The 12,040-nt window shown below is 66.1% G+C and carries 10 protein-coding genes; 6 read left to right on the forward strand and 4 right to left on the reverse strand.

Annotation, left to right across the window (positions count from 1 at the left end):
* Positions 1-9: 9 nt before the first annotated feature.
* Entirely contained in the window at positions 10-405 is a 396-nt protein-coding gene (locus ACI48I_RS06210; protein ID WP_498573638.1) for a response regulator transcription factor, read from the reverse strand.
* 145 nt (positions 406-550) lie between these two features.
* The gene (locus ACI48I_RS06215; RefSeq protein ID WP_193685071.1) at positions 551-766 is read right to left on the reverse strand and encodes a DUF3820 family protein; all 216 of its coding nucleotides are present in this window, start codon (positions 764-766) and stop codon (positions 551-553) included.
* Positions 767-827: 61 nt separating this feature from the next.
* Here ACI48I_RS06215 and ACI48I_RS06220 point away from each other — a divergent pair, with 61 nt between their 5' ends.
* Positions 828-1,247, forward strand: coding sequence for a DUF1810 domain-containing protein (locus tag ACI48I_RS06220; protein WP_498573639.1), 420 nt, complete (start codon positions 828-830; stop codon positions 1,245-1,247).
* Between the two features lie 43 nt (positions 1,248-1,290).
* Here the strand turns inward: ACI48I_RS06220 and ACI48I_RS06225 are convergent, their stop codons facing one another.
* Positions 1,291-2,634, reverse strand: a complete 1,344-nt coding sequence (locus ACI48I_RS06225) for an ATP-binding protein (protein ID WP_498573640.1) — start codon at positions 2,632-2,634, stop codon at positions 1,291-1,293.
* Positions 2,635-2,765: 131 nt separating this feature from the next.
* Positions 2,766-4,418 (reverse strand): phosphoethanolamine transferase, encoded by a 1,653-nt coding sequence (locus ACI48I_RS06230; RefSeq protein ID WP_498573641.1) that lies wholly within the window; start codon positions 4,416-4,418, stop codon positions 2,766-2,768.
* A gap of 390 nt (positions 4,419-4,808) precedes the next feature.
* On the opposite strand from ACI48I_RS06230, the gene ACI48I_RS06235 reads away from it, so the two are divergent.
* From ACI48I_RS06235 to ACI48I_RS06255, 5 genes are all read left to right on the forward strand, one after another.
* The gene (locus ACI48I_RS06235; RefSeq protein WP_498573642.1) at positions 4,809-6,302 is read left to right on the forward strand and encodes an NYN domain-containing protein; all 1,494 of its coding nucleotides are present in this window, start codon (positions 4,809-4,811) and stop codon (positions 6,300-6,302) included.
* Between the two features lie 109 nt (positions 6,303-6,411).
* Positions 6,412-6,843: a hypothetical protein gene (locus tag ACI48I_RS06240; protein WP_227496400.1), complete on the forward strand. Its 432-nt coding sequence runs from the start codon at positions 6,412-6,414 to the stop codon at positions 6,841-6,843.
* Positions 6,844-7,016: 173 nt separating this feature from the next.
* Positions 7,017-8,486: a sodium:solute symporter gene (locus tag ACI48I_RS06245; RefSeq protein WP_498573643.1), complete on the forward strand. Its 1,470-nt coding sequence runs from the start codon at positions 7,017-7,019 to the stop codon at positions 8,484-8,486.
* A 28-nt stretch (positions 8,487-8,514) separates the two neighbouring features.
* On the forward strand, positions 8,515-10,383 hold the full coding sequence (gene sppA, locus ACI48I_RS06250) for a signal peptide peptidase SppA (RefSeq protein WP_498573644.1): 1,869 nt from the start codon (positions 8,515-8,517) through the stop codon (positions 10,381-10,383).
* A gap of 268 nt (positions 10,384-10,651) precedes the next feature.
* Entirely contained in the window at positions 10,652-12,022 is a 1,371-nt protein-coding gene (locus tag ACI48I_RS06255) for an efflux RND transporter periplasmic adaptor subunit (RefSeq protein WP_498573645.1), read from the forward strand.
* Positions 12,023-12,040: the final 18 nt, after the last annotated feature.

The following is a 12,040-nucleotide window of genomic DNA, read 5'->3' on the forward strand; positions in this document are numbered from 1 at the left end:
TCGCGCCCGTCAGGCGCTGGGGCGGAGATAGCGGCGCACGCGTGCCAGCAGTTCCTGCGGCTGGAAGGGCTTGATGACGAAGTCGCTGGCGCCGGCGTCGAGCGCGCGCACGGTGTCGCGCTCGGTGTTCTTGGCGGTCAGCATCAGCACCGGCACATCGCGCCAGCTGTCCCTGGCCCGGATCTGCCCCACGATCTCGAAGCCGTCGACATACGGCAGCATCACGTCGAGCAGGACCAGGGCCGGCGGATTCGAGGTGGCGACGTGCTGCGACGCGGCGCGCCCGTCGGCCATGTGTACGACCTGGTAACCCTGCCGTTCCAGCATGAAGCGCAGGACCTGCGAAATATGTTCGTCGTCCTCGACGACGAGGACAGTGGGGACGGTGGCCGGATCTGGTTGCATGCAGTGTCGGTAAGGAGGGGATGAAGCCGATTATAGCCAGGCCCCGCGCCCGGGGCGCCATTCGATGTGGCCGGCGAGCGGGACAAGGCCGGTCGAGGCCGCTGATCGTTGCTAAGCAGCAACGGTCAGGGGAGCAAGCCTGGCTTCAGCGCGCACCCCGCAGCGGATCGAGCAGGGCGCGCAGGTCGTTATGGTCGAGTTCGTACATCAGGGCCAGCAGCTCGCCCAGTTCGCCGCGCGGAAAGCCTTCTCGCGCAAACCAGCCCAGGTAATGGCCCGGCAGGTCGGCGATTTTCCGGCCTTCGTACTTCCCGTAGGGCATTTCGCGTGTCAGCAGCAGGAGCAGGTGTTCGGGTGTCATGGTGGCGCCACTTTAGCAAAAACGGCGAAAGAGGTAGCATAAGTATTCTTGGGAGATCGCCATGGACAATGAATTCAACCTCGACCGCTTCGTCAGCGCCCAGGATCCCGTGTATTCCGAAGTCCTGGCCGAGCTGCGCACGGGCAAAAAGCGCACCCACTGGATGTGGTTCGTCTTTCCCCAGATTGCCGGACTGGGCCAGAGCGAGATGGCGCGCACCTATGCGATCGGATCGGGGGACGAAGCCGCCGCCTACCTGGCGCATCCCGTGCTCGGGCCGCGCCTGCGCGAATGCGCGCGCCTCGTTGCATCGCACCGCGACAAGACGATAGGCGAGATCTTCGACAGTCCCGACGACCGCAAATTCCATTCCTCGATGACGCTGTTTAACGACGTCGCGCCCGACGAAGCCGTGTTCCAGACCTGTCTCGACGAGTTCTTCGACGGGCGGCCCGATAGCGCGACGCTCGACCGGCTCTAGAAAGACGCGACGCGCTTTCGCAAGCCTGCACATGGGCCGGCGCCTACAGGCTCGCCTCTATGTGCAGAGGTAATTGCACAGTGAACACACTCCCTTTTCCTTCTCCGGCGCTGTCCACGGCCACGCTTCCCTTGTGCGCCTCGACCAGGTTGCGCACCAGGGCCAGGCCCAGTCCCAGGCCGCCGTCGGTGCGGTCCGACGACACTTCACCCTGCGCGTAGAGATCGAACAGGCGCGGCATCAGCTCGGCTGTAATGCCCTTGCCGTTGTCCGCTACCAGCAGCACCGCCATCGGCCCGCGTTGTTCCAGTGCGATGCGGATGTGTCCGCCGCTTGCGGTATAGCGTATGGCGTTGCCGAGGAGGTTGCTCAGCACCTGGATCAATCGCGTGCGGTCGCCCAGCACCAGCAAGGGGGTCGTCCCGAGTTGCTGTTCGATGCGGTGGTGTTTGCGGTCCGCCAGGGACTGCATCTGCTCGACGGCCGCGGCCACGATCGCGGCCAGTTCCACCGGGGCCTGCTCCAGCTGCACCAGGCCGCGGCTGACGCGCGAGACGTCCAGCAAGTCCTCTACCAGCCTGCTCATGTGCGCGACCTGGCGGCCGATCAGTTCACCCATCTGGTTGGCGCGCTCGGAACTCACGCCTGCCGGCTGGAGCAGGGTGGCGGCCATGCCGGCCGCCGACAGCGGGCCGCGCAGTTCGTGGCTGAGCGTGGCCAGGAACTCGTTCTTGCTGCGATCCGCCTGCTGCAATGCGACGGCTTTATCGTCGAGCAGATCGTAGAGCGCCTCGATGTTGCGATTTCGTTCCTCCAGGCGCGTCGTCACCAGCAGCAGCTCATCCTGCCGCGCCTGCAAGGCACTCAGGGCATCGGTCAGCTCACGGTTCTGATGGCGTGCTTCCGACAAGGCCGCCTGGTCGGGCAGGGCCTCGAACTTCGCCACGACGGCGCGGAAGGTGTCGGCACCGATGAAGGGCGTGTGCACAAGGAAGGGCTTGCCGACGGTAATGCGGGTGCCGGCGGCGCTGCTGGCAATGTCGAAATCTTCCATCAGGCGCCGCGCCGACAGGATGCCCAGGCCCATGCCCGAGGTCGAACGGTACTTCCCCGCGAGGATCAGCTCGAGGTCGGCGATTCCGCTGCCCCGGTCTTCCAGGGTGATCAGCAGTTTTTGAGGCGCCACTGCGCCGCTGACCGCAAACGACACCGAGCCGGTACGCGCATAGTTATAGATGTTACGGGCCAGCTCGGACACGACGGTGCTGATGCGCGCCTGGTCGAGGGCGCCAAAGCCGCAGGCCTCCGCAATCTGACGCGCCCGCTGGCGCGCGGCAATAACGTCAAACTCGGTATTGACACCAAGGGACAGTATTTTTTCAATCATGCGGTATGGGTGGTTGCCTGGGAGGCTCTGCGAAGAGGAAGCCGTGAACCACGGGAAGGATAGTCGCAATGACTATTTCTGGACGGAATTATACTCGGTTCGGCAAGCTTGGTTGGCAGATTCTCCAGGCCTCAGGTCCCGAAATCGATCGTCAACGGCAAGCTGGGCGCCTGCCACCGATAACGCCCATCGAGCACGTCCCGTCCCGGATGCGCGCCGCGCCATTCGATGCCGAGCAGGCGCGCCAGGCTGAAACCGAACCAGTCGCCGCGCACCGGCGCCGTCAGGGCCTGGCCCGGCGCCGGGTCGGCGAAGGAACTCCACAGCATCAGCGGAATGCGGTAACCGTCGGGCGTGGTGGCGCTGTGGCCGGCGCGGTCGGTCGTGTGGCCGACCTCCTGGCCATGGTCCGACAGGAAGACCCAGGTCTGCTTGCCCGCCGCCTGGCGCGAGAGGTCGAGCGTGGCTGCTACCGTGCTGTCGTGGTAGCGCACGGCCGAATCGTAGTCGTTGCGCAGTTCGCGCAGCCAGGCCGGGCGGCCTTCGCTGCGCAGGCGCGCGTCGACGCGGTCGAGCGCGTGGGCGTAGGGGCTGGCGCCGTCCGGGTGGCGCATCCGGTAGTGCGGATGCAGGCCGAGCATGTGCAGGACGATCAGTTTGCGCGGCGCCGGGTCGGCCAGCGCGGCGCGTGCGGCCGGCAGCACCTGGCCGTCCAGCGCGCGCGAGCCGCGTCCCGGCATGTTGTTCAGGATTTGCACGCTGTCGGCCAGGCGCGCATGTTCCTGCTCGATCGCGAGGTCGTTGTGGTTGCTGATCCAGAAGGTGCGGTAGCCGGCGGCCCGCGCCAGCGCCAGCAGGTGCACGCGCGAATGCGCTTCCGGGGACCCGAAGTAGAACAGGTTGCGCAGTGCCGGCACGGTCGAGGCATTCACCGACCAGGCGTGGCGGAACACCTGCAGCTGGTCGCCGAGCAGGCGCTGGCGCTCGGACAGGGCGGGCGAGGTGGCGCGCTGGTAGCCGTAGCTGCCGAGGTTACTGCGGTTCATGCTCTCGCTGATGACCAGCACCAGGGTGTCGGGACCGTTCTTCGACAGCGTCGGCGCGAGCGCCGTGGCGCTGGCCAGCAGTTCGCTGCGCTGGCGCCCGAGGCTGGCCCATTCCTGGCGCAATTGCGTCACGTCCTGCGACCACTGGGGCCAGAACAGCAGCGGATGATGGCGCCGCGTGGGCTTGCTGGCGAAGGCGCCGACGATCAGCGCCAGTATCAGCGCCGCAAGCACGATGGTCCAGCCGCGCGGCTCCGGCACGCGCGGCGGCGAACGCCACCAGCGCACCAGGCCCCAGGCCAGCAGCGTGCCGCACAAGAGGGCGAAGCCGGACCAGGCCAGCAGGTCGCGCCAGTACATGCTGACGAATTCCATCGACTCGTCGCCCGTGGTGTTGGCCACGGCGCTGAGCACCATCGAACTGTTGGGCAGCGCATCGTAGGCCGCGAGCAGGAAGCCGCGCACGGCGCCGTCGATCACGAAGGCCAGGCCGGCGGCGAAGCAGACGATGGCCTGCGCCAGGCGCCGTCCGCGCGTCGCGCAGGGCCACCACAGCCAGAACCAGATCGGCAGCGCCAGCACCAGCATCTGCCAGACGCGCGTGCCGTCGTGGCCCGCAAATATGGCGAAGCTCAGGGCGCAGATCGGCAGCAGGAGCGGCGCCAGGTTGCGCAGCGCGGCCTGCGCGCGCAGGCGCGGCGTCGCGTGCACGACGCGTTCGTGGATGCAGGAAGTCATGGCCTGGAGCGTGCGGCTGAGGGTGCGCGGATCAGGCGAGTCTGCCGGCGCGGGAAGGCCGGCCGGGGAAGAGGTTGAGCAGGCGAACGTCGATGTGCTTCGATGGATTCATGCAGGCTTCTGTCTCTATGGTTGTAGCGTCGAACCGCAATACCAGCTTCCGGATTGAAAGATTGCATTGCAGGAACAAACTCACTTCGCGCCGGCAAGTGTATACGCTTGAGCTGTATATGCATATTCCATATTGAAGAATATTTTTTGGCATGGACAGGTTTTCAAGAGACGGCATGCATTTCGTGCCGCCGATGCCGCGCCATGCGCGGGACAAACCGATGTTGTGCGTATAATCCGCGGAGTGTCTGTCCTTCCCAATTACTGAAAATAACAACTATGGCTTCATCCGATAACATCAGCATGGCGGTGTTCTGCGATTTCGAGAACGTCGCACTCGGCGTGCGCGACGCGAACTACGAAAAATTCGACATCAAGCCCGTGCTCGAGCGCCTCCTGCTCAAGGGCAGCATCACGGTCAAGAAAGCCTACTGCGACTGGGACCGCTACAAGGGCTTCAAGTCGACGATGCACGAAGCGAATTTCGAACTGATCGAGATTCCGCACGTGCGCCAGTCGGGCAAGAATTCGGCCGACATCCGCCTGGTGGTGGACGCGCTCGACCTGTGCTACACCAAGTCGCACGTCAACACCTTCGTGATCATCAGCGGCGACTCCGACTTTTCGCCGCTGGTGTCGAAACTGCGCGAGAACAACAAGCAGGTGATCGGCGTGGGCGTCAAGCAGTCGACGTCCGACCTGCTGGTGGCCAACTGCGACGAATTCATCTTCTACGACGACCTGGTACGCGAAGTGCGCCGCGCCGCCGCCAAGCGCGACGAACGCAAGGCCGCCCCGCAGAACAACAAGCGCCCGAGCGACGACCGCCGCAAGGAAGAACTCGAGGCGCGCAAGACGCAGGCCCTGGAAATGGTGGTCGAGACCTTCGACGCGCTGGTCTCGGAACGCGGCGACACCGGCAAGATCTGGGCCTCGCTGCTGAAGGACACCCTGAAACGCCGTCGTCCGGAATTCTCGGAGGTGTATTACGGCTTCCGCACCTTCGGCAACCTGCTGGAAGAAGCGCAGGTACGCGGCCTGTTCGAATTCGGCCGCGACGAAAAATCCGGGACCTACGTCTACCGCACCAGCGGCGCCAACGCCGCGCAGCCGGCCGAGGGCTTGAGCATGGCCGAGACCATCATGGCCGGCACCGACGCGCATGCCGAAGGCGACGAGGCAGCCGCGCCAGGCGAGGCGAAGGAAGAAGGCAAGACCAAGCGCGGCCGCGGCGGCCGTGGCCGCAAGAGCGCGCGCGGCGAGGCGCCGTTCGTGGCGGTGACGCCGGACGAGGCGGTCGAGGCGGTGCAAGCCGATGAAGGGCCGGGCGAAGCAGTGAGCGAGCCGGCCGTGGACGAAGGGGCCGAGGCCTGGCCCGCGCCGGCTGCCCTGGAAGAAGTGATCGCCGCCGTCGAGCCGGCCGTGCTGGAAGAAGCGCCGGCGCCCGCCAAGAAGGAGCGTCGCCGCGCACCACGCAAGCCGGCCGCGAAGAAGGCGGCGGCGCCGGTCGTGGAGGCTGCGGCTGAATCTGGCCAGGCCGACGCGCCGGCTGCGCAGGTGCCGGTGGCCGAGATCACGGCGCCGGTTGCCAGGATCGAGGCCAGCGATGTCCGTCATGCTGCCGACAGCGAGCTGGAAGAGGACGATGTCCACGAGGACGACGTGAACGGCAATGTCGCCGAGGGCGCCAGGCCGGTCCGCAGCGGCGCGGCTCGTCCGGCACGCAAGCCGGCCGCGCGCAGCCGCCGTCCGGCCAAGCCGAAGGCAGCGTAGCAGGGAAGCCGGAGAAGGGCCCGGCAGCAAGCGGGTGCGGGACGGGCAACCGGTCCCGCATCCTGCGGTCTGACCGATTGGTGGTACAACCGTGGTGGAAGGAGCTGTCATGCGTGCGCTTGCCGGATTGCTGATGTCCCTCGTTGCCCTCGCTTCTTCGGTCCAGGCGGCGCCACCCGCGCCGCTGGCGACCCACCCCATCCTCGGCATCTGGCGCCTGGCGCTGCCCGAACTCCACTGCGTCGAAACCTACCGCTTCCGCGGCGACGGCACCACCCTGGTCACCAGCAAGGAAGAAGTCTCCGAAAGCGAATACCGGATTCCCGACAAGCCGAGCGTCAAGGGCTTCTACAAGTTAGAGGACCGCATCGTGAAGGACAACGGCAAGAAGGACTGCTCGGGCGAGATCATGAAGGTCGGCACCCAGGCGACCAATTTCGTGCGCTTCCACCCGTCGGGGGCCTTGTTCCTGATGTGCAGCGACGAGACGATGGAGACCTGCATCGGGCCGTTCGAACGGGTGGAGGGAGAGGAGGCGTAGGGTGGGCACTCGTGCCCACGCGGTGATACGCGTCGGCTGCGCTTTCGTGCTCGCTGATCTCGCGGCTGACTATCACCGCGTGGGCATGAATGCCCACCCTACGAAGCGTTGATGGTCCGTTCCCCCGTCTGGGTGTATATTGCTGGGCGAAACATCAACACCCACGGAAACACATGTCCCCGGTTCTTCTCTTCTGCATCCTCATCGGCTATTTCGCGCTCCTGCTGGGCGTCGCCTGGGCCACCTCCCGCAACGCCAACAACGACAGCTTCTTCATCGGTAACAAGAGCAGCAACTGGATGCTGGTCGCCTTCGGCATGGTCGGCACCACCTTGTCGGGCGCAACGTTTATCAGCGTACCCGGCGCGGTCGGCAAGGATGCCTTCGGCTATGGCCAGATCCTGATCGGCTATGTCTTCGGCTATGTCGCGGTGGCCTACATCCTGCTGCCCCTGTATTACCGCCTGAAACTCACCTCGATCTACCACTATCTCGACGTGCGCCTCGGGCGCCGCGCCTACCAGAGCGGGGCGGGATTCTTCATCGTTTCGCGCCTGCTCGGTTCGACCGCGCGCCTGTACCTGGTCGTGAATATTTTGCAGGCCATCATCCTCGACAGCCTCGGCATCCCGTTCTGGCTGACAACGCTGGTGATCCTGGCCATGATCCTGATGTACACCTACCAGGGCGGCGTGAAGACCATCGTCTGGACCGATACCCTGCAGACCACCTGCATGCTGTTCGGCCTGTTCGCCTGCGTCTGGTTCCTGCTGGGCGAACTCGGCATGTCGATCCCGCAAAGCCTCGATACCATGCGCGCGCAAGGCTTGTCGCGCATCTTCACGATGGATGTCGACAGCCCGAACTTCTTCTGGAAGCAGTTCGTGGCCGGCATCTTCATCGTGCTGACGATGACGGGCATGGACCAGGAAATGATGCAGAAAACGATCTCGGTGAAAACCCTGGCCGACTCGCAAAAGAACCTGCTGAGCCTGACCCTGGTGCTGGTGGTCGTGCTCTCGGCCTTCCTGTTCCTGGGCGGGCTGCTCTACCTGTACGCGCCGCTGGCCGGCGTCACGGCCACCGGCGACAAGATCTTCCCGGCCGTCGTCATGGGCCACTTGCCTGCCACCGTGCAGATCATCTTTCTGATCGCGCTCGTCTCGGCCCTGTTCCCGAGCGCCGACGGTGCCATCACGGCGCTGACCTCGACCTTCTGCATCGACATCCTCGGCATCAAGCGCCGCCAGGATCTCGACGTGGCGGGCCAGGAAAGCCTGCGCCGCCGCGTCCACCTGGGCTTCGCGCTGCTGTTCCTGGTGCTGGTGCTGGGCTTCAAGGCGGTCGACGAGCCGAGCATGATCGGCGTGATCCTGAAACTGGCGGCCTACACCTATGGTCCGCTGCTCGGCCTGTTCGCCTTCGGCATGCTCACCAAACGCACGCTGACCGACCGGCTGGTGCCGTTCGTGACGGTCGGCGCGCCGGTTCTTTGCGCCATCCTTGAGTTCTATCAGCAATATTTGCTCGGCAGCTATCGGCTGGGACTTGAACTGTTGATGGTCAATGGCATACTCGTATTCGTTGGCCTGTTTGCGATCTCTCACAAAGAGACGGCGAACAAGCTGACGGTTACTGCCTGACGTCCCCCCTTCATTTAGCGGAGTTCCGATGTCCTTCAAGCCTCTCACTTCCCTGCGTCGCGGTGTCGGCATGTTCTGGCGCGGCCTCGATGCCACCCGCCGCTTCGTGCTCAACGCGCTGTTCCTGCTCATCGTCATCGTCCTGCTGGTGACCATGTTCGGCGGCGGCACCAAGCCGCTCGCCTCGAAAACGGCGCTGGTGCTCGAGCTGCGCGGCGACCTGGTCGAAGAGCACAGCGGCGGCCTGCGCGACGCCCTGCTGGCCAATGTCGGCGGCGAGGTACGCCGCACGGTCGAGCTGCGCGACCTGCTGGTCGTGCTCGATGCGGCCGCGAAGGACAAGAACATCAGCAGCGTCTACCTGCTGCTGGACGAACTCGACGGCGGCGGCCTGGCCATGCTGCACGAAGCCGGCGCCGCGATCGACCGCGTCAAGGCGGCCGGCAAACCGGTCATCGCCTGGGGCGGCAACTTCGACCAGAAGCGCTACCTGCTTGCCTCGCACGCCAGCGAAGTCTATATGCACCCGATGGGCATGGTCCTGATCGAAGGTTTCGGCCGGCGCCGCAACTACTATCGCGACGCGCTCGACAAGCTCGGCGTGACGGTCAACCTGATGAAGGTCGGCACCTATAAGAGCTTCGCCGAGCCCTATATCGCCAACGGCCCCTCGCAGGCGGCGCTGGAAGCGGACACCTTCCTCTACGGCGCGCTGTGGAACGGCTACACGGCCACCGTCGAGAAGAACCGCAAGCTGGCGCCGGGCTCCGTGGCGCGCGGCATCGAGCAGTTGCCGCAGCTGATGGAAGCGGCCGGCGGCAATGCGGCGCAGGTGGCGCTGAACCTCAAACTGGTCGACGGCATCAAGACCAAGGACGAAGTGCGCGCGCTGATGATCAAGCGCGGCGCCTACGACGAGTCGGCCAAGAGTTTCCGCCAGGTCTCCTACGGCGACTACCTCGGGCGCAATCCGCAGAAGGCCTTCGGCGACGCGGTCGGCGTGATCGTCGCCGCCGGCGAAATCACCGATGGACAAGGCGGCCCGGGCGTGGTCGGCGGCGTCTCGACCGCCAACATGATCCGCCGCGCGCGCGAGGACGATGCGATCAAGGCCGTGGTGCTGCGCGTCGATTCGCCCGGCGGCAGCGCCTACGGCTCGGAACTGATCCGGCGCGAACTGGAACTCACGCGCGCGGCCGGCAAGCCGGTCGTGGTCTCGATGGGCAACGTCGCGGCCTCCGGCGGCTACTGGATTTCGATGGCGGCCGATGAAGTCATCGCCGACCCCTCGACCGTCACCGGCTCGATCGGCGTATTCGCGATCCTGCCGACGGCCGACAAGGTCGCGGACAAGCTGGGCGTGCGCACGGGCGGCGTGACGACCACCTGGCTGGCGGACGCCTACAACCCCCTGCGCCCGCTCGACCCGCGCTTCGCCCAACTGGTCCAGTCCAGCATCAACAACGTCTACCGCGAGTTCACGACCAAGGCCGCCGCCGCACGCAAGACCACGCAGGCGAAGATCGACGAAGTGGGGCAGGGCCGGGTCTGGACCGGCACCCAGGCGAAGGAACGCGGCCTGGTCGACCGCCTGGGCAGCTATGGCGACGCGCTGCGTTCGGCCGCCAGGCGCGCGCACCTGAAGGACGACTTCCGCGTCGCCTATGTCCAGCGTCCGGGTTCCAGCCTGGAGCGCGTGCTGTCGCTGCTGGGCGTGTCCAGCGTCCAGGCCATCAAGATCGAGGTCAAGCTGGGCATGCTGCAGGGTGTGCTGCCAGCGGCGCTGCCGGCCGGCGCCGTGGCCGGGGCCGCGAAAGACCTGGGCTGGCTGTCGGAACTGGCCGACGGCAAGAAGCCGTTCGCGGCCGTGACGCACTGCCTGTGCGAGCTGCCATAGTGCCGGAGCTTCATCCATGTAGCGGATTTGTATCGGCTGTTACAAACTGCAGGAAGGGCGCCGGGACATCCGGCGCCTTTTTTTCGTCCATCTCCTGCCTACTTCCTCCTATGGTGTAAAGCGGTGTAAAGGCCGTGCCGGCACGGCCGCCAGCCGGGTTTCTTGACGGCCGCGCTATGTACGTTACGAAACATATCCTTGCGGTGGGGCGTGCTACATTCCGAGCTGATTACTTGTGTATTCAGCAAGCCGACTATCAAGGATGAGCATGGATTCCACCGTTTCCCCGAACAAGACCCCCAGTCCCGATACGCGTACCAGGAAGCGCAGCAAGGTCATCGGCGGCATCATCGCCGTGCTGGCCATGGCGGCGCTGGCGGCGCTGGCCTGGTACCTGACCCATCGCACGCCGCCGCAAGCCGCAGGTGGCCCCGGCGCCGCCGCGGGTGCGCGCGGCGGGGCAGGAGCGGCAGCGGGTAGCGGAGGCGGTGCTCGCGGTCCTGGTGGAGGCGGGGGACGCCGCGGTGCGCCGGCCACCACGGTGGGCGTGGCGACGGCCGAACAGGTCGACATCCCGGTAACGCTCGAGGCCCTGGGCACGGTGACGCCGGCGGCGGTGGCCACGGTGCGGCCGCAGGTCTCGGGCGTGCTCCAGAAGATCAACTTCACGGAAGGCCAGGTCGTGCGCGCCGGGCAGGTGCTGGCCACGATCGACCCGCGCCAGTCGGAAATCGCGCTCCTGCAGGCCACCGGGCAGCGCCAGCGCGATGAAGCCCAGCTGGAAAATGCGCGCCTGCTGCTGTCGCGCTACCGTACCTTGCTGGAACAGGACTCGATTGCGCGCCAGGAAGTCGATACCCAGGCGGCCCTTGTAAAACAGCTGCAGGCGACGGTCAAGACCGACACCGCGGCCGAGAACCTGGCGCGGCTGAACCTGAGCTATGCCCAGGTGAAGGCGCCGATCTCCGGGCGCGTCGGCCTGCGCACGGTCGACATCGGCAACCTGGTGTCCAGCGGCGACGCCAACGGCATCGCCGTGATCACCCAGTTCTCGCCGATCGACGTCGAATTCGCGGTGCCCCAGGACCAGGTGCCGGAACTGCAGGGCCGCATTGCCCAGAACGCCAGGCTGCCGGCGATCGCGCTCGACCGCACCCGCAGCGCCACGCTCGCCACCGGCCGCTTCGCCGCGCTCGACAACCAGGTCGACACCCAGACCGGCACCGTGCGCGCCAAGGCGCGTTTCGAGAACACCGACAACAAGCTGTTCCCTAGCCAGTTCGTCAACCTGCGCCTGCAAGTGCGCACGATCGAGGGCGCCGTCGTGGTTCCGGTCAACGCGCTGCGCCATGGGGCAAACGGCGATTTCGTGTACGTACTCAATCCGCAGGAGAAGACGGTGGCGCTGCGTAACGTGACGCGCGGGCAGGCGACGGGCGACAAGGTACAGGTGGCGACCGGGCTGAAGGCCGGAGAGCAGGTGATCACCGAAGGTGCGGACCGCCTGAAGGACGGCGCGAAAGTGACGCTGCCGGGTGACCGGCCGCAGGGCGGGGCAGGTGGACGGCAAGGCGGACGTGCCGGCGAGGGCGCGCAGGGCGAACGTCCGCGCCGCCAGCGCGAGGGAGCAGCGCAATGAGTGCCGCCGTCGGCGGTG

The sequence above is a fragment of the Massilia sp. LXY-5 genome (assembly GCF_059801075.1).